Origin of the sequence: Pseudomonas sp. YNh (genome assembly GCF_037993085.1) — a bacterium.
GTDB classification, from domain to species: domain Bacteria; phylum Pseudomonadota; class Gammaproteobacteria; order Pseudomonadales; family Pseudomonadaceae; genus Aquipseudomonas; species Aquipseudomonas putida.
In genome coordinates, this window is the sequence record NZ_JBBMRJ010000019.1 from 1 (window position 1) to 20,215 (window position 20,215).

Annotated in this window: 17 protein-coding genes and 1 pseudogene; 7 read left to right on the top strand and 11 right to left on the bottom strand. The window is 62.7% G+C overall.

Features of this window, described 5'->3' with window-relative positions:
* The 4 genes and pseudogenes from WF331_RS19010 to WF331_RS19025 form a co-directional block, all read right to left on the bottom strand.
* Positions 1-250 (bottom strand): annotated as a pseudogene (locus WF331_RS19010) (type IVB secretion system protein IcmH/DotU); the annotation flags it as partial.
* 217 nt (positions 251-467) lie between these two features.
* Complete coding sequence (locus tag WF331_RS19015) at positions 468-1,439, bottom strand: 5-oxoprolinase subunit C family protein (RefSeq protein ID WP_016499964.1); 972 nt, start codon at positions 1,437-1,439, stop codon at positions 468-470.
* Positions 1,436-2,323 carry a 5-oxoprolinase subunit B family protein gene (locus WF331_RS19020; protein ID WP_016499965.1) on the bottom strand — a complete coding sequence of 296 codons (888 nt, stop codon included), beginning with the start codon at positions 2,321-2,323 and terminating at the stop codon, positions 1,436-1,438. Before WF331_RS19020 ends, WF331_RS19015 begins: the two co-directional genes overlap by 4 nt.
* Positions 2,324-2,411: 88 nt before the next feature.
* On the bottom strand, positions 2,412-3,170 hold the full coding sequence (locus WF331_RS19025) for a 5-oxoprolinase subunit PxpA (protein ID WP_340623203.1): 759 nt from the start codon (positions 3,168-3,170) through the stop codon (positions 2,412-2,414).
* 120 nt (positions 3,171-3,290) lie between these two features.
* On the opposite strand from WF331_RS19025, the gene WF331_RS19030 reads away from it, so the two are divergent.
* From WF331_RS19030 to WF331_RS19045, 4 genes are all read left to right on the top strand, one after another.
* Positions 3,291-4,208 carry a LysR family transcriptional regulator gene (locus WF331_RS19030; RefSeq protein WP_016499967.1) on the top strand — a complete coding sequence of 306 codons (918 nt, stop codon included), beginning with the start codon at positions 3,291-3,293 and terminating at the stop codon, positions 4,206-4,208.
* A 129-nt stretch (positions 4,209-4,337) separates the two neighbouring features.
* Positions 4,338-6,404, top strand: coding sequence for a maltose alpha-D-glucosyltransferase (gene treS / locus WF331_RS19035; RefSeq protein WP_016499968.1), 2,067 nt, complete (start codon positions 4,338-4,340; stop codon positions 6,402-6,404).
* A 111-nt stretch (positions 6,405-6,515) separates the two neighbouring features.
* Positions 6,516-7,145: a riboflavin synthase subunit alpha gene (locus tag WF331_RS19040; protein ID WP_284360191.1), complete on the top strand. Its 630-nt coding sequence runs from the start codon at positions 6,516-6,518 to the stop codon at positions 7,143-7,145.
* Positions 7,146-7,154: 9 nt separating this feature from the next.
* Positions 7,155-7,856 carry a YoaK family protein gene (locus WF331_RS19045; protein WP_284399633.1) on the top strand — a complete coding sequence of 234 codons (702 nt, stop codon included), beginning with the start codon at positions 7,155-7,157 and terminating at the stop codon, positions 7,854-7,856.
* Here the strand turns inward: WF331_RS19045 and proP are convergent, their stop codons facing one another.
* The 6 genes from proP to glaH form a co-directional block, all read right to left on the bottom strand.
* Entirely contained in the window at positions 7,857-9,359 is a 1,503-nt protein-coding gene (gene proP / locus WF331_RS19050; RefSeq protein ID WP_016499971.1) for a glycine betaine/L-proline transporter ProP, read from the bottom strand.
* A 160-nt stretch (positions 9,360-9,519) separates the two neighbouring features.
* The gene (hemB, locus tag WF331_RS19055; RefSeq protein WP_016499972.1) at positions 9,520-10,494 is read right to left on the bottom strand and encodes a porphobilinogen synthase; all 975 of its coding nucleotides are present in this window, start codon (positions 10,492-10,494) and stop codon (positions 9,520-9,522) included.
* Between the two features lie 202 nt (positions 10,495-10,696).
* Entirely contained in the window at positions 10,697-11,590 is an 894-nt protein-coding gene (locus tag WF331_RS19060; protein ID WP_049272934.1) for a PA4780 family RIO1-like protein kinase, read from the bottom strand.
* A gap of 87 nt (positions 11,591-11,677) precedes the next feature.
* A complete protein-coding gene (gene gabP, locus WF331_RS19065; RefSeq protein WP_061202655.1) occupies positions 11,678-13,069 on the bottom strand; it encodes a GABA permease in 1,392 nt (463 codons plus the stop codon).
* A 151-nt stretch (positions 13,070-13,220) separates the two neighbouring features.
* Positions 13,221-14,471 carry an L-2-hydroxyglutarate oxidase gene (gene lhgO, locus WF331_RS19070; RefSeq protein WP_284399637.1) on the bottom strand — a complete coding sequence of 417 codons (1,251 nt, stop codon included), beginning with the start codon at positions 14,469-14,471 and terminating at the stop codon, positions 13,221-13,223.
* Between the two features lie 114 nt (positions 14,472-14,585).
* The gene (gene glaH / locus WF331_RS19075) at positions 14,586-15,563 is read right to left on the bottom strand and encodes a glutarate dioxygenase GlaH (protein WP_016499976.1); all 978 of its coding nucleotides are present in this window, start codon (positions 15,561-15,563) and stop codon (positions 14,586-14,588) included.
* A 195-nt stretch (positions 15,564-15,758) separates the two neighbouring features.
* Here glaH and csiR point away from each other — a divergent pair, with 195 nt between their 5' ends.
* The 3 genes from csiR (at position 15,759) to WF331_RS19090 (ending at position 18,699) form a co-directional block, all read left to right on the top strand.
* Positions 15,759-16,454, top strand: coding sequence for a DNA-binding transcriptional regulator CsiR (csiR, locus tag WF331_RS19080; protein WP_049272939.1), 696 nt, complete (start codon positions 15,759-15,761; stop codon positions 16,452-16,454).
* Between the two features lie 195 nt (positions 16,455-16,649).
* Positions 16,650-17,330, top strand: coding sequence for a response regulator transcription factor (locus WF331_RS19085; protein ID WP_016499978.1), 681 nt, complete (start codon positions 16,650-16,652; stop codon positions 17,328-17,330).
* Positions 17,308-18,699 (top strand): sensor histidine kinase, encoded by a 1,392-nt coding sequence (locus tag WF331_RS19090; protein ID WP_340623204.1) that lies wholly within the window; start codon positions 17,308-17,310, stop codon positions 18,697-18,699. The genes WF331_RS19085 and WF331_RS19090 overlap by 23 nt, the downstream gene beginning before the upstream one ends.
* Before the next feature lie 132 nt (positions 18,700-18,831).
* Here WF331_RS19090 and cysS read toward each other — a convergent pair whose 3' ends face one another.
* On the bottom strand, positions 18,832-20,214 hold the full coding sequence (gene cysS, locus WF331_RS19095; RefSeq protein ID WP_016499980.1) for a cysteine--tRNA ligase: 1,383 nt from the start codon (positions 20,212-20,214) through the stop codon (positions 18,832-18,834).
* Between the last annotated feature and the right edge of the window lies 1 nt (position 20,215).

Below are 20,215 nucleotides of genomic sequence, written 5' to 3' on the forward strand. Positions count from 1 at the left end.
GAATGACCAGCCCGAACAGCGGGCTTGCCGCGTCGAGCATCAGGTTTGCGAAGCCGCCACGCAACTGGAACTCCGGGTCGGCGGGGTAACCTTCAAAATCCGGTCCTGCTCGCTGCCCCTGGTCAGCCGGATAGGGTGAATCGCTGCCCTCCGGCACTTCGAGCATCGCGTAGACGCTGCGTTCTGAAGCGTCATGGGCATCGACAGCGCCGTCGGGTTTTACCGGAGGCAGATCGGATGGGCCGGGCATGAAGTGGTCCTTGTCTTCGAGAAAACTGAAGACATGAACACTATCGGGGAATCAATTCTCCAAGGAGTCTGGGGCTTCCCAAATGCTTGTAGGATCCTTCTCTGAATCAAGTTTCCAAACGTTTCCCTGGCAACATCCTGCTAGAGAATAGCGCCCTGAAGGAGCGGGTTTTCCGCTCCTGCAGGGATCGCACAACCCTTCCACAAGCGCCTCGCGCTCAGCCAAAGAGCTTGGCCAGGCAGGCCAGTTTCTTCTTGTATGATCGCCGCGCCTCCAGCGCCTGCTCCAGGCTCACCGCCAGGAACCTTGCCTGCTGGTTGGGCTGCATCTGGCCGATCAGGTCGAGGTCGGCGCTGATCACCGTGCCGATCATGGCGTAGCCGCCACCCGACACCGCATCACGGTGCAGGACGATCGGTTCCAGCCCCGCTGGCACCTGGATCGAACCGATCGGATAGCAGCTATCGACGATGTTCGACGGGTCCGAGCCGGCACCGAACGGTTGCTCCCGCGGCTGGAAGCTCAAGGCGCTGCCGCCTTTGTAGCGATAGCCGATACGGTCCGCTTCGGAGCCGACTGTCCAGGCCTGGGTGAAGAAGCTTTGCGCTGCGGCCTCGGTCAGGCGATGGAAGTACAGCCCGGGCACCACCCGCACCACCACCTCGCCGCCCAGGGCCTGGCGCAGGGCCATGGGCAGGCTCGCACCGGCGCGCGTCTTGCCGCTGGGCACACCGACCGGCAGCACGTCGCCTGCCATCAGCTTGCGCCCCTGGAACCCGCCCAACGCCCCCAGCGCGTAGGTAGAACGGCTGCCGAGCACCTCAGGTACATCAATGCCACCGGCAACGGCCAGGTAGGCACGGGCGCCCGCCGTGGGGAAGCCGAAGCGCAAAACCTGCCCTGCGCGCACGGTAAATGCCGTGTCGGGGCGCTGCTCGCGGCCATCCAGCAAAGCGGGCATCTGTGCACCGCAGACCGCTACCAGCGCATCCTGCTGGAACTCCAGCTCCGGCCCCACCAGCGCACACTCAAGGGCTGCTGCGCCGGCCGGGTTGCCCACCAGGTGGTTGGCCGCGCGCAGGGCGTACTGGTCGAGTGCACCGGACGGCGGAATGCCCAGGTGGTAGTAGCCTTCACGGCCCAGGTCCTGCACCGAGGTGGCCAGGCCGGGTTTGAGTACCTTGATCATGCCAATACCTCCTGCAGCGACTTGGGGTAACCGACCGGGTCGGCAAGGAAGGCATCCAGGGAGAATTCGACCGGGCGAATACGCAAGTCGAAACGGCCCTCTTCCACATCTGCCACTGCCTGGTCGTAGGCCCGGCGATCAATGGGCTTGAACTGCACGATGTCACCCGGGCGGAAAAACACCATGTGCGCCTTCAGGTAGTTCAGTGTTTGCCGAGGGTCGTAGATCGGTGCCGGGGTGACGCCGAACATCTGGTAGCCCCCCGCACCGCGCACCGAGTAGATGCAACCGAAGCAACCGCCATGGCCCAGGGTGAGTTTGGGCGTGTCGGTACGCGGGCGAAGGTATTTAGGCACCTGCAACTGCCGCTCGCGCTCGACCATCTGGAACATGAACGGCAGGCCGGCCACGAAACCGACCATCGACACGAACCAGGGCGCACCACTGTGGGCGGCAATGAAGGCGTCGACATCGGCCAGCCCATTGATGCGCGCCGCGTATTCCAGGTCGGTGCTGGCCGGGTCCTGGTGGCGGTCTCGGAAACGCATCAGGGTTTCATGGGTCCAGGGGTCGTTGTACAGCACCGGGATCTCGATGATCCGCGTCTGCAACGAGCGCTCGGCCACAGCCTCGGCCTCGGCACCTTGCACCGCTTCAAGCAGCGCCTGCGGCGCAATGCGGTCGGGGTCGAAGCGGATCTGGAACGAGGCATTTGCCAGGCACACGTCCAGCACGCCATCCAGAGCCAGCCGTTCAACGGCGCGGGTGACGGCCATGCCCTTGAAAAACGCTTCCAGCGACATGCTGTCGCTGACTTCGGCAAACAGGTGCTCGTCTGCGCCGAAGCTGTAGCGGATCGGGGTTGTAGCAAGCGGTTCGGCCATGACTGTTCCTTTTCTTGGAATCTTTATAGAAAGGCAGGCGAAAAAAATACACGGGCTCCGGCTTGTGCCAGACGGATGCCTCACGGGCTCAGCGTGGCGCGCGCACCACAATACCCGCCGCGTCCAGCGCCCTGCGCGTGGCCTCGACCAGGTCGAGCGCGCCGGGGGTATCACTGTGCAGGCAGATTGAGTCGAATTCGATGGCCAGGTCAGGCCCCTCGACCGTGCGCACCAGGCCCTGCTGGCATGCCCGCAATACGCGCTCGGCAACCGCGTTGGGCTCATGGCCGCGCACATTGCGGGTGAACACGATCGAGCCGCTCAGGTCGTACTCACGGTCGGCGTAGAACTCGCGAACCACTGGCTGGCCAAGTTCCTGGGCAATACGGCAGATCACCGAACCCGGCATGCAGTACAGCAGCAGCTCCGGCTCGATCACCCGCAGGTTTTCCACCAACAGGCGGGCAGCTTCTTCGTCACGCGCCAGGTGCATGTACAGCGCACCGTGCGGCTTGATGTGCTGCAGGCGCACCCCTTGGGCACGGGCAATTTCGCGCAGTGCACCCAGCTGGTAGAGCATGTCGTCGACCAGTTCCTGGGCTGGCGCGTTGATGTGCCGGCGACCGAAGCCGACAAGGTCACGAAAGCCCGGGTGCGCACCCACCGCCACGCCCAGGGCCTTGGCCCGCTCGACGGTGCGGCGCATGGTGCCGGGGTCGCCGGCATGAAAACCCGTGGCGATGTTGGCCGTGCTTATGTAGCCCATCAGCTCATTGTCGACGCCGTCGCCAATGGTCCACGGACCAAATCCCTCACCCATGTCCGAGTTGAAATCCACCACCTGCATGACTGTCTCTCCTGGTGCTTGTGACTGCATGCAAGCCACGTTAGATTCTCCCTACCCCCTTGGGAAGATCTATAAACAGATAGGGTGTCTTCGGAAAATCAGATACCTCAGGAGCCAACCGTGTCACTGACCCTGCGCCAGGTCCGCTACTTCGTTGCCACCGCCGAGATCGGCCAGATTTCCCAGGCAGCCATCCACCTGAACATCTCCCAGTCGGCGGTGACCACGGCAATCAAGGAACTGGAAGCCATGCTTGGCGTGCTGCTGTTCCAGCGCTCGGCCCAAGGCATGAGCTTGACCGAGGCTGGCCGGCACTTCCTGAACCGCGCCTACGTGATTCTGCGCAGTGTTGACGACGCACTGAACAGCCCGCTGCCGAACGTGCGCGCCAGCGGCCTGCTGCGCCTGGCGGCAAGCTACACAGTGATCGGCTACTTCCTGCCACACCACCTGCAGCGCCTGGAACACTGGCACCCGGATGTGACCCTGGAGCTGTACGAACAGGAGCGCAGCGCCATCGAGCAAGGTTTGCTGGAGGGGCGTTTCGACATGGCGGTTGTGCTCACGGCCAACCTCACCCACCCCGACATCGTCTCCGAAACCCTGTTCAACTCCGAGCGCCGGCTATGGCTGCCCGGCCACCACCCGCTGTGCGAGCGTTCGGCTGTAAGCCTGGCCGATGTCGCCTGCGAACCGTTCATCCTGCTGACCGTAGACGAGGCCGAGCAAAGCGCCATGCGTTATTGGGAACTGGGCGGGCAGCGCCCGAGCGTACGGGTGCGGACCAGTTCGGTGGAAGCCGTGCGCAGCATGGTTGCCAATGGCAGTGGTGTGGCGATCTTGTCAGATCTGGTGCATAGACCTTGGTCGCTGGAGGGCAAGCGCATCGAGACGGTGACCATCAGCGACCCGGTCACACCCATGAGTGTAGGGCTGGCCTGGCACCGTGAGCGGGCATTCAGCCCGGCGATGCAGGCCGTGCGTAATTACTTCCATGATGCGTTCCTGGCGCCCCAGCAGTTGTCCGCCCGGCGCTGAGGGTGTACTGGCAGGGCCAGCCTCTTCGCGGGTTTACCCGCGAAGAGGCCATCACAGGTTTCAGCCGAACGATCAGGCCACACTGCCGTCATAACCTGAGCCGGTGCCGACACGCAAAGAGGACGCGAAATGACCCAGCCCGACCCGTCATACGTCAAATGGCTCGAAGACCGCGCCATGCTCAAGGCTTCCCAAGAGCGGGCCAGCCTGTATTCAGGGCAGTCACGCCTGTGGCAACAGCCCTACGCCGAAGCCCAGCCCCGCCGCGCCACTGAAATCGCCTCGGTCTGGTTGACCGTCTACCCCGACGCCATCATCGCCCCGCAAGACTGCTCCGTGCTCGGCGCGCTGGCCCACGAAGCGCTGTGGAAGCGCCTGTCGGAGATCGGCGTTCAAGGCCTGCACACTGGCCCGATCAAGTTGTCCGGCGGCATCCGTGGCCGCGAACTCACCCCCAGCGTGGACGGTAACTTCGACCGCATCAGCTTCGATATCGACCCGCTGTACGGCAGCGAGCAGGAACTGGTGCAGATGAGCCGCATGGCCGCCGCGCACAATGCCGTGACCATCGACGACCTGATCCCCTCGCACACCGGCAAAGGTGCCGACTTCCGCCTGGCCGAGATGGCCCACGGGCCTTACCCGGGGCTGTACCACATGGTCGAAATCCGCGAAGAAGACTGGCCACTACTGCCAGAGGTGCCCAACGGCCGCGATTCGGTCAACCTGCTGCCGGCCCAGTGCGACGAGCTCAAGGCCCGCCATTACATCGTCGGCCAGTTGCAACGGGTGATCTTCTTCGAGCCCGGAGTGAAAGAAACCGACTGGAGCGTCACGCCGCCCATCACCGGTGTCGATGGCAAAACCCGTCGTTGGGTCTACCTGCACTACTTCAAGGACGGCCAACCCTCGCTGAACTGGCTGGACCCGACCTTCGCGGCCCAGCAGATGATCATTGGTGATGCCCTGCACGCCCTGGACTGCCTGGGCGCGCGCGGCCTGCGCCTGGACGCCAACGGTTTTCTGGGCGTGGAAACGCGGGCCAGCGGCACCGCCTGGTCGGAAAGCCACCCCCTGTCGATCGTCGGCAACCAGTTGATCGGCGGCATGATCCGCAAGGCGGGCGGCTTCAGCTTCCAGGAACTGAACCTGACCCTGGACGACATCGCGCAGATGTCCAAGGGCGGGGCCGACCTGTCCTACGACTTCATCACCCGCCCGGCCTATCAGCATGCGCTGCTGACCGGTGACACTGAGTTCCTGCGCCTGATGCTCAAGGAAATGCACGCCTTCGGCATCGACCCGGCCTCGCTGATCCATGCCCTTCAGAACCACGACGAGCTGACCGTGGAACTGGTGCATTTCTGGACCCTGCACGCCCACGACATGTACCTGTACAAGGGCCAGACCTTGCCCGGCAGCATCCTGCGTGAGCATGTCCGCGAAGAGATCTACGAACGCCTCTCGGGCGAGCACGCCCCCTACAACCTGCGCTTCGTGACCAATGGCATCGCCTGCACCACGGCCAGCCTGATCGCCGCAGCACTGGGCATCCGCGACCTTGAGCAAATCGGTGCAGCCGAAATCGAGCTGATCCAGAAAGTGCACCTGCTGCTGGTCATGTACAACGCCATGCAGCCCGGGGTGGTCGCGCTGTCCGGCTGGGACTTGGTCGGCGCCCTGCCCTTGCCCGCCGAGGCGGTCGCGCAACGAATGCTGGATGGCGATACCCGCTGGATTCACCGAGGGGGTTACGATCTGGCCGGGCTCGCCCCACAGGCCGAGGAATCAGTGCGCGGAATGCCGCGGGCCCGCGCATTGTATGGCAGCCTCGACAGCCAGCTGGACCGTGGTGATTCGTTTGCCTGCAAGGTGAAAAAACTGCTGGCAGTGCGACAGGCCTACGGCATCGCCACCAGCCGCCAGGTGCTGGTACCTGAAGTCAGCAGCCCAGGGTTGCTGGTGATGGTGCATGAACTGCCAGCCGGGCGCGGTATCCAGATCAGTGCACTGAATTTTGGCCAGGAAGTAATTGCCGAGCAATTGCAGTTGACCGGGTTCACGCCGGGGCCGGTAGTGGACATGATCAACGAAACGGTCGAAGGGGACCTGACCGAGGACGGGCGACTGCTGGTGAACCTGGACCCGTACGAGGCACTGTGCCTGCGAATCGTCAACAGCAGTGGACATGTGTAAATAACGCCGGGCTAAGGCGGTGCAGCAGCAGAGGGGCAGGTCGGTCTTGCATTTACAACGCTACGGGCATAGCGTTCGGGGGATTTCTTTTCCGTGCCCAGGAGCAACTCCATGTACACCGGCATCGTCCAGGCCGTTCGCCCTCTGCTTGATGTGACCACCTACCCGGGCCACAACCAGTTCACCATCGACCTCACACCGGAGCTGCTCGACGAGCTGAAGATCGGCGCCAGCGTCAGTGTCGAAGGCACCTGCCTGTCGGTCACCGAAATCGCCGGTACCCAAGTCAGGTTCGACGCCATGACCGCCACGCTCGAACGCACCAACCTACGCTTCTTCAAGGCGGGCCAGGGGGTCAACATTGAACGTTCGGCGAAAATGAACGCCGAAGTCGGTGGCCACCTGATGGCCGGCCATATCGCCACCACCGCCGAAATCGTCGAACTGTCGATCAAGGAAACCGGCGCCTTCATCAAGTTCCGCATGCCCCCGGAATGGGGCAAGTACGTGTTCCCACGCGGTTTCATCGGGGTCAATGGTTGCAGCCTGACCGTCGCCGATGTCGACGACAACGTCATCACCATCAACCTGATCCCGGAAACCCTGCGCCAGACCACTTTTGCCAGCTACAAGGCCGGCGATCAGCTCAATATCGAGGTCGATCACCAGACCATGGTGCTGGTAGATGTGGTGGAGCGCACCATCAAAGGCACCCTGGCCCGCGAAAAACTGCTGCGCTGAGGCCTGCCCATGCTGCCTAACGCCCTCCCCGCGCGCACGGCCAGGCGGCTTCGCCTGCAAGTGTTGCGTGGCCGTGTCGGCCTTGGCCTGGTCGCTGGTTTGTCGGTGCTGGCCGGCATGACCGATGCCATCGGCCTGCTGGCGCTGGGGGACTTCGTGTCGTTCATGAGTGGCAATACAACACGCCTGGCAGTGGCCATCAGTGAGGCAGACCTTGCCTTGGTGCTGCGCCTGAGTGGCGCGATACTGGGTTTTGTCGCTGGCAATGCGCTGGGCGTGATGCTGGCGCGTGGTTTGCGCCGCCGGGCCTGGCCCGTGTTGCTGATGGTTGCGGTACTGCTGGCGTTCGCAGCGGCGTGGCCGTTGGCGGCCACCTTCCCGGCATTGTTGGCCGCCACACTGGCCATGGGCATGATCAATGCCGTGGTTGAACAGGTGAACGGCCTGCCCATCGGCCTGACTTACGTCACCGGCGCCCTGTCCCGCTTCGGCCGTGGCCTGGGGCGTTGGCTGATGGGCGAGCGGCGCAACGGCTGGCGGGTGCAGCTAGTGCCCTGGGCCGGCATGCTGCTAGGCGCCGCGTTGGGCGCCTGGCTGCAACAGCGCCTGGGCCTGCAGGCACTGGCTGGCAGCTGCGCGCTGGCCTGTGTGCTGGCCCTGGTGTCGCGGTTCATCCCGCGCGGCTGGCAGCGTGGCTACATGCCGCGCTGATCAATCAATGCGCGGGTGCTGCTGTGCCAGCGTCTCGCGCTTGGCTTCCAGCTCGGCAATCTGCGCATCGATGTCCTCGATCTTCTGCTCGATGTTGTCGTGGTGCTCCTGCAACAGCTCACGCGCTTCTTCGATGTCCGACGCCGCCGGTGCCGCGCCGCGCAGCGGCTTGTTGGCAGTTTCCTTCATGGTCAGCCCGGTCAGCAGGCCAATAGCGGCGATCACCATCAGGTAGTAGGCCGGCATGTACAGGTCGCCCGTGCTCTCCACCAGCCAGGCAGTGAGGGTCGGGGTAAGCCCGGCGATCAACACCGAAATGTTGAAAGCGGCTGCCAAGGCGCTGTAGCGGATGTGCGTAGGGAACATCGCCGGCAGCGTCGAGGCCATCACACCGATGAAGAAGTTCAGCAGCACGGCAATGATCAGCAGCCCGGCAAAAATCACCCCCAGCACGCCGCTGTTGATCAGCATGAACGCTGGAATGGCCAGGGCGAACAGGCCGACACTCCCGAGGATGATGAACGGCCGGCGGCCGAACTTGTCGCTGAGCAGGCCGATCACCGGCTGCACGAACAGCATGCCGACCATGATCGCAATGATGATCAGCACGCCATGGTCTTCGCTGTAATGCAGGTTGTGCGACAGGTAGCTGGGCATGTAGGTGAGCAGCATGTAGTAGGTGACGTTGGTGGCAATCACCACGCCGATGCAGGTCACCAGGCTGCGCCAGTGCTGTGTGGCCACTTCCTTGAACGACACCTTGGGCCCGGAGGCCAGGCCTTCGCGGTCGCCCTGCTCCAGCTTGTCGACATGCTGCTGGAACGCAGGTGTTTCTTCCAGCGCATGGCGCAGGTAAAGGCCGATGATGCCCAACGGCAGGGCCAGGAAGAACGGCAGGCGCCAACCCCATTCAAGGAACTTTTCTTCGCCCAGAATGGTTGAAATCAGCACCACCACGCCCGCGCCCAGGACAAAGCCGGCAATCGAGCCGAAGTCCAGCCAGCTACCGAGAAAACCGCGTTTGCGGTCGGGGGCGTATTCGGCCACAAAGATCGACGCGCCGGTGTACTCGCCGCCCACCGAAAAGCCCTGGGCCATCTTGGCCAGCAACAACAGGATCGGTGCCCAGATGCCGATGCTGGCATAGGACGGAATCAGGCCGATGGCGAAGGTGCTGAGCGACATGATGACGATGGTCGCCGCGAGGATTTTCTGCCGCCCGAACTTGTCGCCCAAGGCGCCGAAGAACAAACCGCCCAATGGCCGGATCAGGAACGGCACCGAGAACGTGGCCAGCGCCGCAATCATCTGCACGCTGGGGTCGGCGTTGGGGAAAAACACCTTCCCCAGGGCATAAGCCACGAAGCCGTAGACGCCAAAGTCGAACCACTCCATGGCATTGCCCAGAGCGGCGGCGGTGATCGCCTTTTTCATCTTGGCGTCGTCGACAATGGTGATGTCCTTCAGGCCGATTGGCTGGACTTTTTTCTTGCGAGGTTTCATACCCGTATCCCTGTCGATGAATGCTCTAAGGGATCAGATACAACGGGACACTAAATAATTCAGCGCTTACTGATTTTTTGTGCGTTTGCGCCGCTTCACCAACAGCGCACAAAGAAAAGCCGCTGCAACTGCAGCGGCTTTTCGTACCCAAGGCCTGGCTTCAGATACCTTCGCGCGCCAGGTCCATGGCGAAGTAGGTCAGGATCAGGTCGGCGCCGGCACGCTTGATTGCGCCGATGCTTTCACGCACCACCCGGCCTTCATCGATGGCGCCTGCGAGGCCGCCGAACTTGATCATCGCGTACTCGCCACTCACCTGGTACGCCGCCAACGGCAGGCGCGAGGCAGCGCGGATGTCGGCGATCACGTCAAGGTAGGCGCCCGCTGGCTTGACCATCAGCACATCCGCCCCCTCCTGCTCGTCCAGCAGCGATTCGCGCACGGCTTCGCGGCGGTTCATCGGGTTCATCTGGTAGCTCTTGCGGTCGCCCTTCAGCGTGGTACCGCCGGCTTCACGGAACGGACCATACAGCGACGAGGCGAACTTGGTGGAGTAGGCCATGATCGCGGTGTCGTGGAAACCGGCCCCATCCAGCGCACTACGGATGGCCTGTACCTGGCCGTCCATTGCCGCCGACGGGGCGATGAAGTCGGCACCGGCAGCGGCGGCAATGACCGCCTGCCTGCCCAGGTTGGCCAGGGTGGCGTCGTTGTCCACGCCATGGTCATGCAGCACGCCGCAGTGGCCGTGGCTGGTGTATTCGCAGAAGCAGGTGTCGGACATCACCACCATTTCCGGCACGGTGTCCTTGCAAATGCGCGACATGCGCGCAACCAGGCCGTTTTCGTTCCAGGTGTCGCTGCCGGTGGCGTCCAGGTTGTGCGACACGCCAAAGGTCATTACCGACTTGATACCGGCACGGGCATAACGCTCGATTTCCTGGGCCAGCAGCTTCTCGGGGATGCGGTTGACCCCAGGCATGCTGGAGATCGGCACGAAGTCATCGATGCCCTCTTCGACGAAGATCGGCAGGATCAGGTCTTCCAGGCGGAATTCGGTTTCCTGGAAGATCGTGCGCAGGGATTCGTTCTGGCGCAGGCGGCGTGGACGAACGGACGGGAATTGGTTGGACATGACAGCTCCAGGGCATTTTGAACGGCGTATACCTTATGCCTGTCGCGCGCCAGTGAAAAGGCTAAATGACGAGATTGTGTCTTGCGTCAATGGCAATGGCCAGGTTTTGCCTGTGCCGGCCCCTTCGCGGGTGAACCCGCTCCCACAGAGACAGCACAGCTTCAGGAAAGGCCCCACAACGATGTGAGGCGTCTGCAACGGCTTATTGCAACCAGGGTGGCGTGGGTTCCTCAGCCTTGACCGCTCCATGCTCAGCCTCGTCACGCGCCGCACGGCGGCGTGCGTCATCCAGACGGGCCGCGTCGATCTCGCGCATCACCCCGGACACGTCAGCTTCATGTTCGTCATCTGCGAACACCCCAGTCAACGGGCTGTCGGGCAGCAAGTCACCGGCCTCGAACAGCGCCCACATCTCCTGCGCATACCGGGTGCTTTTCAGCTCCGGGGCAAAGCGCCCGAAATAATGGGCCATGTTGTCCACGTCGCGCTGCAGCATGCTGAAGGCGTGGTTGTTGGCGGCTGCATCCACGGCCTGCGGCAAGTCGATGATCACAGGGCCGTCCGGGCCGAGCAGCACGTTGAACTCGGACAGGTCGCCATGCACCAGCCCCGCACAAAGCATCAGGACGATCTGGCGAATGACAAAGGCATGGAACGTGCGGGCATCCTCGGCTTCCAGGTGCACGTCGTTCAGGCGTGGGGCGGCGTCGCCATCGGCATCGGTCACCAACTCCATCAACAGCACGCCGTCCTGGAAGTCGTAGGGCTTCGGTACCCTCACACCCGCACTGGCCAGGCGGAATAATGCCGCAACTTCGGCGTTCTGCCAGGCATCTTCGGCTTCTTTACGGCCGAACTTGCTGCCCTTGGCCATGGCCCGGGCCTGTCGGCTATTGCGCACCTTGCGGCCTTCCTGGTATTCGGCGGCCTGGCGGAAACTGCGCTTGTTGGCTTCTTTATAGACCTTGGCGCAGCGCACCTGGTTGCCGCAGCGCACCACGTACACGGCGGCCTCCTTGCCACTCATCAGCGGCCGCAGTACTTCGTCGACCAGGCCGTCTTCGATCAGGGGTTCGATTCTTTTGGGTGTCTTCATCAGGCTGTGTTCGGGGTCCTGGCTGTGATGGTCGACATCCTCTCACAGCCGGGGACGACTTGCTCGTCTGTCTTCAGCCCAGGCTGATCAGGCGCCCTGCCCTAAGCTGTTGATCGGCACCCCGCGCGCCCGCCGGCGCGTGACCAGCAAGCCGGAACACACCACCAAAACAGCCAGCACCATGGTCGACACCACTTCCAGGCGATGATCTGGACGCAGCAGCATCACGACCAGCACGCTGCAGATGAATACGATCACGCCCCAGGTGAGCCACGGGAACAGCCACATGCGGTACCCCAGGGTCTTGCCCTGTGCGGTCAGGCGCTGGCGCAGGCGCAGCTGGGAAATCGCGATAACCAGGTAGACCAGCAAGGCAATGGCCCCCGAGCTGGCCATGAGGAAGCCGAACACCTTGGCCGGCACCAGGTAATTGGCGATCACGGCCAAAAATGCCGCGCCAGTGGATAGCAGTACCGCTACCACCGGCGTGCCACTGCGGCTGGTCACCTGGGCGCAAGCCGGTGCATCACCGCGGCGGCTCAGCGAGTAGACCATGCGCGAAGCGGTATACAGCGACGAGTTAAGGCAGCTGGTCACCGAAGTCAACACCACAAAATCGATGATGGCCTTGGCATTCGCCACGCCCAGGGTATCCAGCACCGTGACATAGGAACCTTCGGTCGCCAGGCGCGGGTCAGTCCAGGGCACCAGCGCGATGACGATGAATATCGACAGGATATAGAACAAGGTGATCCGCCAGATCACCGAATTGGTGGCCTTGGAAATATGCTTGCCCGCATCAGAGGATTCGGCTGCGGCAATGGTCACCACCTCGGCGCCGAGGAACGAGAACATGGTGATCAGCATGGCGCTCAGCACCGCACCGAAACCATTAGGCATGAATCCGCCGGTATCCCACAGGCGCGAAACACCACTGACGCCAGTACCGGGCAGCAAGCCAAATATGGCGCACACACCCAGTGCAATGAACGCGACGATCGCCACCACTTTTACCAGTGCCAGCCAGAATTCGAACTCACCGTAGTTCTTCACGCTGAACAGGTTGGTGGCGGTCAGCAACAGGGTAATCACCAACGACAATACCCAGATCTCCATCTGCGGGACCCAGGAATTGATGATGGTGGCGGCAATATTGGCTTCGATGGGAATGATCAGTACCCAGAACCACCAGTACAGCCAACCGATGGTATAACCCGCCCACTTGCCGATGGCGAGGTCGGCATAGGTGGAAAACGAACCGGTATCCGGCGAAGCAACCGCCATTTCGGCCAGCATGCGCATCACCAGCACCACCAGGCCGCCGGCCAGGATGTAGGCCAGGATGGTGGCCGGCCCTGCTTCAGCAATGGCACGACCAGAGCCGACGAACAGGCCGGCGCCGATCACACCGGCAATTGACAGCATGGTGACATGCCGTGATTTCAATCCATGACTCAAATTGTTCTTGTGGGTTTGCATGGCACTACCTTGTTGTTTTTGTCATGCCCACGCTGGGGCCGCCGGCTGCACGGTCGCCGACGCAGGCGCGAAAAAGCCCGCCCTGCCCTGAATGGTTAGCAGGGCAGTTCGGGTTGAGTAAAAGGAAACCGCAGAACCTGTTACCGCGTTGTCAGCTGGCCGCCCGCCGGCTGGCCGCCAGGTCCGCCTTGGGGACGCTGCCACCCGCCAGGGTGACCTGCTCACACACCTTGTCGACGATGTAGGCGCCGATCGGGATGGCCGAGGTGGCCGCCGGCGACGGTGCGTTGCACACGTTGACGCTGCGCGCGGTGTTGACGAACAGGAAGTCGTCGATCAGCTTGCCGTCGCGCGATACCGCCTGGGCGCGCACACCAGCCGGGTAAGGCGTGAGGTCGGCCTTGGTAATGCTCGGGCAGTACTTCTGCACCTGCTTGAGATAGCCGCCCTTGAACAGCGAGTTTTTCATCTCGATCAGTCCCGGGCGGAAGTTCTTCGCCAGCACCTTGAGAATGCCGGGGGTGGTCAGGGTCTGGAACAGGTCGCCGGGGCTGACGTCGGTCTTGCGATAGCCCTCGCGCTTCATCGCCAGTACGGCGTTGGGGCCAACCGTGACGGTGCCGTCGATCATGCGGGTCAGGTGCACGCCCAAAAACGGCATCGACGGGTCGGGGATCGGGTAGATCAGATGGTTGACGATCTGGTTGTGCTGCTTGGGCAGCAAGTAGTACTCGCCCCGGAACGGGCAGATGACAAACTCGGTGCGCAGGCCCAGCATGCTGACCACGCGGTCGGCCATCAGGCCCGAACAGGTCACCAGGAAACGGCTACGGAACTCGTCGCGCCGTGTGCGCACGATCACTTCGCTGGCCTGCTCCTGCAGGCCGACCACCTCTGCCCCATAGCGGATTTCGCCGCCGGCACGCTGGAATTCAGCGCCCATCGCAGCAGTCACTTTGGCGTAGTTGACGATGCCGCTGGACGGCACGAAGATGCCACCCATCCCCACGATATTGGGCTCGCGCTCGCGCAGTTCGTCGGCCGACAGCCAGTGGCGCTCCAGGCCGTTGGCCGCGGTACGCTCCCACAGCGCCTTCATGCGCTGCATTTCCAGCTCGTTGGTGGCCACCAGCAGCTTGCCGCACTCATCGAAGGGGATGCCGTGCTGGGTGCAGAAGGCCTTTGTGGCCTTGTTGCCTTCCAGGCAGAAGCGCGCCTTGAGGCTGCCGGGGGTGTAGTACACGCCAGCGTGGATCACGCCGCTGTTGTGACCGGTCTGGTGGCGGGCCGGGCCGGACTCCTTCTCCAGCAGAAGAATCTTCGCGTCCGGGTAGACCTTGATCAGGTGCATGGCCGTGGACATGCCCACAATGCCACCGCCAATAATGATGAAATCGTACACAGCCTTACCTCACACGCAGGCATTGCCTGGCTCGCTCACCAAGGCCCGCTCGGGCCCTGGTGGCATCATGTTGTGCAACGACGCATGGGCGGGCGCCCGCCCTGCGCCCTGTCATTATTGCCCGCGCTGGTATAGCGGTTTGGGGAAGGCGACGTAACCACGCTGGCGCATCAGTTCACGGCGCAGGCCCTCGTGCGGGGTGAAGCGGTCGCGACCATGCAGCCAGAACAGGTTGTTGATCAGCAGGAAGCTGCCCACACCCACCGGTACCGACACCTTCTTCCCGCTGCCTTCCAGCGAATCGGACAGGGCGTTCAGCCAGATGCCTTCCTCGTAGTTTTCCGGCTGCACGAACTGGTCAATGTAGCGCATGGTCGGGCGGCCTTCGCCATCGGTGTCGAAAACGGAGTGGAACACATCTTCGGCGACCTTCTTGCTCGGCGGTGCGGTCCAGCGCATTTCGCGGCGGGCCATCGGGTGGCGGAAGAACTCCTCGCACTGCTCCCAGTCATCAAGGTGCAGCAGCAGCGAGTTGCCGCCTTCCATGTTCTTTTCGTCGATCTTCAGCATCAGCACGTAATCGGTGATCTGGTTCACGAAAGTGCCGTCGTTGTGCAGTTCCATCACCCGATGCGGCTGGCGCAGGTAGCTGTCTGAGTTGTCGGAGTTGACCACCACGAAGCGCGCATAGAATTGCCCGCTCATGGCGTCGTAGTTGGAACGGCCGATCAGGTGTGCGCAGGCGGTAGTGAACTTGACCATGTCTTCGGCCTGGCTCACGTCATCCAGGCCCAGCGGGGTAATCAGCATGCCGCCGGTGGCGCGATCGAGGATGGTGTTGAGCAGCACAGGGCGCAGCGTGCCCTGGCACAGCTGGTCAAGGATTTCACCCAGCCGGAAACGCAGGAACGATTTGTACTCCAACGCCTGCACCGGCCACTCGGCAACAGCCTGGACGAACGCTTCGACGGTTTCAGGCGCGAAGGTCAGTTCAAGCAGGCGCGGCGACTGTTTCGAAGGGGCAATGGTGTAACCACGCGGCTCGAGGGGCAGTGGCATCACAAGTTCTTCGATCTGCGTAAAAGCGTTCATGGCAGTGTCCTGGCAGAAAAAGTGGAGAGCGCCGTCCGGTCATGACCTGGATCAGTGCTGGCGAGGTAAAAATATCGCCACTAAGTAAAAATGTCTACATTTTTGTATTTGAGCGACAGTTTAGTTTTTTATCCATTGTTTTTCGTCAGCAGGCGGTTTCGGTATGATCGGCAAAACGTTTTGAGGAACAGGATCTTGGAAGCGCTCGCCCCCCGACAAAACTCAGCTTTCAGCGGGTATGAGAGGCTCAAGAAGGACATCATCCGGGGCGTGTTCAAACCCGGTGAAAAACTGTTGATGAGCGCCCTGAAGGAACGCTACGACCTGGGCGTGGGTCCGCTGCGCGAAGCACTGTCGCAACTGGTGGCCGAGCACCTGGTCAACGCGATCAGCCAGAAAGGCTACCGGGTGGCGCCCATGTCGCTGGACGAGATGAACGACATCTACGATGCCCGCGCCAACCTGGAGGCGATGATCATCGCCCTGGCCATCGAGCGCGGCGACGACGCCTGGGAGGCGTCAGTGCTGGCCCACTCGCATACCCTGGCCAAGGTGGTGGAAGTGAAAACCCGCGAGCAGCGCCTGGATGTGTGGGACGAGCGGCACAAGGCGTTTCATACCGCCATTGCCTCGGGCTGCGGTTCCAAGCACCTGCTTCAGGCGCGCACCTACCTGTTCGACCAGGCCGAGCGCTACCGCCACCTGTGGCTGACGCAGACGGTGTTCTCCGAACAGGCCCTTGAGCTCAAGCGCCAGGAGCATGCGGCGCTGGTCGAGGTGATCCTCGCCCGTGACGCCGAACGCGCCAGCGCCATGATGCGCTCGCACCTGATGACCCCGGTGCCGATCATTGCGCAGATCATGCATGCCGAGGGTATCGGCGCCCGATGAGCCCTCAATCCAGAACTGCACGATACTCTGTGGGAGCAGGCATGCCCGCTCCCACAATGACCGCGCAAGCTTCTGAATTCAGGCAAGACAGCGGATCGCTCCAGAGCAGCCAGATGACTAGATGAATTTTTCTTAAATCGCCGGTTGTCTATTCTTTGGCACAATCAAATCTCTATTAGATGCCCAGGAACCAGCATGCCTCGCGTACTGACCATCGAAGACGACGCCGTCACCGGCCAGGAAATCGTCGCCGAACTTACCAGCCACGGCCTGGAGGTCGAATGGGCCGACAACGGCCGTGAAGGCCTGGCCAAGGCCATTGCCGGTGGCTACGACCTGATCACCCTGGACCGCATGCTGCCCGAGGTCGATGGCCTGACCATCGTCACCACCCTGCGCAGCCTCAAGATCGCCACGCCGATCCTGATGATCAGCGCCCTCTCCGACGTCGACGAACGGGTACGCGGCCTGCGGGCCGGCGGTGACGACTACCTGACCAAGCCGTTTGCCTCCGACGAAATGGCCGCACGGGTCGAGGTATTGCTGCGCCGCAACAGTGTGCCCATGACCCAGACCCGCCTGCAGGTCGCCGACCTGCAACTGGACCTGATCAGCCACGAGGCGCGCCGCGGTGACAATACGCTCAACCTGCTGCCCACCGAATACAAACTGCTGGAGTACCTGATGCGCCACAGCGGCCAGGTGATCACACGGATGATGATTTTCGAAGAAGTCTGGGGCTACCATTTCGACCCCGGCACAAACCTGATCGACGTGCACATCGGTCGCCTGCGCAAGAAAATCGACTCCCCCGGCCAGTCGCCGCTGATCCGTACGGTACGGGGCTCCGGCTATGCCATTGCTGAACCCGTCTAAAGGCTGGAGCTCCTCGACAAGCCGCCTGCTGGCGCTGTACAGCTTTCTGTTCGTGGCCTGGAGCAGCATCCTCATGGGGGTGCTGTACTTCGAGGTGTCCAGCTACCTGAACAAGCTCACCCGCCATTCCATGTTGCAGCGCCAACACCTGTTCGCGCACATGAGCGGCAAGCAGCTGGACGACGCCCTGATCGCCAGCCAGGCCTTCGAGGAGCGCAGCTTTGACGCCTATGGCCTGTTCGACACCCAGCTCAACCCGATTGGCGGCAGTGTGCGCGCCCTGCCCCCGGAGCTCAGGCTGGACGGCAAGATCCATGAGTTGAAACGCTGCCTGGATGCCGACGACCCACACCTGCCCCGCGACAGCTGCGATGCGGTGGCGATCAAAGTGCAAGATGGCCGCTGGCTGGTACTGTTCCGCGATAACGGCTCACTGTTCGTGGTTACCCGGATCATCCTCGATGCCCTGCTCTGGGGTATCTCCTTGACGTTGATCCCAGGCTTTGCCGGCTGGTACCTGCTACGGCGCAGGCCGCTCAAGCGTATCCGCGCAATCCAGGCCCAGGCCGAGCTGATCGTTGCCGGCGACCTGACCCACCGCCTGCCGTTGTCGGCCCGGCGCGATGAGCTGGACATGCTGGCAGCCATCGTCAACGCCATGCTGGACCGCATCGAGCGGCTGATGCATGAGGTCAAGGGGGTGTGCGACAACATTGCCCATGACCTGCGCACCCCGCTCACCCGCCTGCGCGCCCAGCTGTACCGGATTCGCCAGCAGAGCGACGTCGACTCCGCGCAAGCCGAGGCGCTGGACCAGGCCATCGGCGAAACCGACACGCTGATGGCGCGTTTTCGCGGGTTGCTACGCATCAGCGAACTGGAAGACCGCCAGCGCCGGGCCGGCTTCGTCCAGCTTGACCCGCATGAACTGCTGGTCGAACTGCACGACTTCTATTTGCCTTTGGCCGAGGATGGCGGCATCCACCTGGAACTGCACCAGCCCGCGCAGCTGCCGGCACTGCACGGTGACCGCGAACTGCTGTTCGAGGCACTGGCCAACCTGATGGGCAACGGTATCAAGTTCACGCCCGAAGGTGGGCAAGTGCGAATTAGCGCGACACACGACGACACCGGCGTGCACCTGGCTATCGAGGACAGCGGGCCGGGCATTCCCGAAGAAGAGCGTACTGCGGTGCTGAAGCGGTTCTATCGCAGCGATGAAGGCCATCGCCATGCCGGGTTTGGGCTGGGATTGTCGATCGTTGCGGCGATCGTGGACCTGCATGGGTTCAGGCTGGAAATTGGGGAGTGCGAGTTGGGTGGGGCGAAGTTGGTATTGCACTGCCCGCTTGCCGGGCTGGCCAAATAAAAGCAGGGGCCGCTTTGCGGCCCTTCGCGGGCACGCCCGCTCCCACAGGGATAGCGCACACCGGACATGTCGCGCCAACCTGTGGGAGCGGGCGTGCCCGCGAAGGGCTGCAAAGCAGCCCCAGTACGCCGATCAGTCAGCCAAACGCCAGGTAGTCGTGCCCTTGCTGTCTTCCAGCACCACACCCATCGCGGTGAGCTGGTCGCGGATACGGTCCGACTCGGCCCAGTTCTTGTCCGCACGCGCCTGCAGCCGCGCCTGAATCAGGCCTTCCACCTCGGCAGCATCGACCTTGCCTTCGGCACCTGCACGCAGGAAGTCATCGGCCTCCAGCTGCAGCACACCCAGCACCTCACCCAGCTCGCGCAGGCGGCCAGCCAGGCCGGCAGCAGCCTCCGGGTCGCTGTCGCGCAGGCGGTTGATCTCGCGTACCAGGTCGAACAGCACGGCGCAGGCTTCGGGGGTGCCGAAGTCGTCGTTCATCGCCACGCTGAAACGCTCGACAAACGCTTCGCCGCCCTTGGCCGCTACCCGTGGCAAGCCGCGCAGGGCGTGGTAGAAGCGCTCAAGCGCGCCCTTGGCGTCGCGCAGGCTGTCTTCGGAGTAGTTGATCGCGCTGCGATAGTGGCTGGCCACCAGCAGGTAACGCACCACTTCAGGGTGGTACTTCTCGAGCACATCGCGGATGGTGAAGAAGTTGTTCAACGACTTCGACATCTTCTCGCCGTTGATCCGGATCATGCCGCAGTGCATCCAGGCGTTGGCGTACTGCTTGCCTGTGGCCGCCTCGCTCTGGGCAATCTCGTTCTCGTGGTGCGGGAACTCCAGGTCGCTGCCACCGCCGTGAATGTCGAAGCTCTCACCCAGGCAGCAGGTGGACATCACCGAGCACTCGATGTGCCAGCCCGGACGGCCCGGGCCCCATGGCGATTCCCAGCTCGGTTCACCGGGCTTGACGCCCTTCCACAGCACGAAGTCCAGCGGGTCTTGCTTGGCTTCGTCGACCTCGATGCGTGCGCCGATGCGCAGGTCTTCGATCTTCTTGCGCGACAGCTTGCCGTAGCCGACGAACTTGCCGACGCGGTAGTACACGTCGCCATTGCCTGGGGCATAGGCATAACCCTTGTCGATCAGGGTCTGGATCATCGCGTGCATGCCGGCGATATGGTCGGTGGCACGTGGCTCCTGGTCTGGCGGCAGGATGTTCAGGCGGCGCTCGTCTTCGTGCATCGCGTCAATCATGCGGGCGGTCAACGCGTCGAAGCTTTCGCCGTTCTCGTTGGCCCGGTTGATGATCTTGTCATCGATGTCGGTGATGTTGCGCACATACGTCAGCTCGTAGCCGCTCTTGCGCAGCCAGCGGGTGACCAGGTCGAAGGCCACCATGCTGCGGCCATGGCCCAGGTGGCAGTAGTCGTACACGGTCATGCCGCACACGTACATGCGCACCTTGTTGCCATCCAGCGGCTTGAAGGTTTCCTTCGCTTTGCTCAGGGTGTTGTAAATGGTAAGCACG

Coding starts and splice junctions, on each gene's coding strand:
- hemB (WP_016499972.1), bottom strand. CDS start 10,494: ATGTCCAACCAATTCCCGTCCGTTCGTCCACGCCGCCTGCGCCAGAAC.
- glaH (WP_016499976.1), bottom strand. CDS start 15,563: ATGAACGCTTTTACGCAGATCGAAGAACTTGTGATGCCACTGCCCCTC.
- WF331_RS19015 (WP_016499964.1), bottom strand. CDS start 1,439: ATGATCAAGGTACTCAAACCCGGCCTGGCCACCTCGGTGCAGGACCTG.
- WF331_RS19045 (WP_284399633.1), top strand. CDS start 7,155: ATGCTGCCTAACGCCCTCCCCGCGCGCACGGCCAGGCGGCTTCGCCTG.
- gabP (WP_061202655.1), bottom strand. CDS start 13,069: ATGCAAACCCACAAGAACAATTTGAGTCATGGATTGAAATCACGGCAT.
- WF331_RS19060 (WP_049272934.1), bottom strand. CDS start 11,590: ATGAAGACACCCAAAAGAATCGAACCCCTGATCGAAGACGGCCTGGTC.
- WF331_RS19020 (WP_016499965.1), bottom strand. CDS start 2,323: ATGGCCGAACCGCTTGCTACAACCCCGATCCGCTACAGCTTCGGCGCA.
- WF331_RS19085 (WP_016499978.1), top strand. CDS start 16,650: ATGCCTCGCGTACTGACCATCGAAGACGACGCCGTCACCGGCCAGGAA.
- WF331_RS19040 (WP_284360191.1), top strand. CDS start 6,516: ATGTACACCGGCATCGTCCAGGCCGTTCGCCCTCTGCTTGATGTGACC.
- proP (WP_016499971.1), bottom strand. CDS start 9,359: ATGAAACCTCGCAAGAAAAAAGTCCAGCCAATCGGCCTGAAGGACATC.
- WF331_RS19025 (WP_340623203.1), bottom strand. CDS start 3,170: ATGCAGGTGGTGGATTTCAACTCGGACATGGGTGAGGGATTTGGTCCG.
- treS (WP_016499968.1), top strand. CDS start 4,338: ATGACCCAGCCCGACCCGTCATACGTCAAATGGCTCGAAGACCGCGCC.
- WF331_RS19090 (WP_340623204.1), top strand. CDS start 17,308: ATGCCATTGCTGAACCCGTCTAAAGGCTGGAGCTCCTCGACAAGCCGC.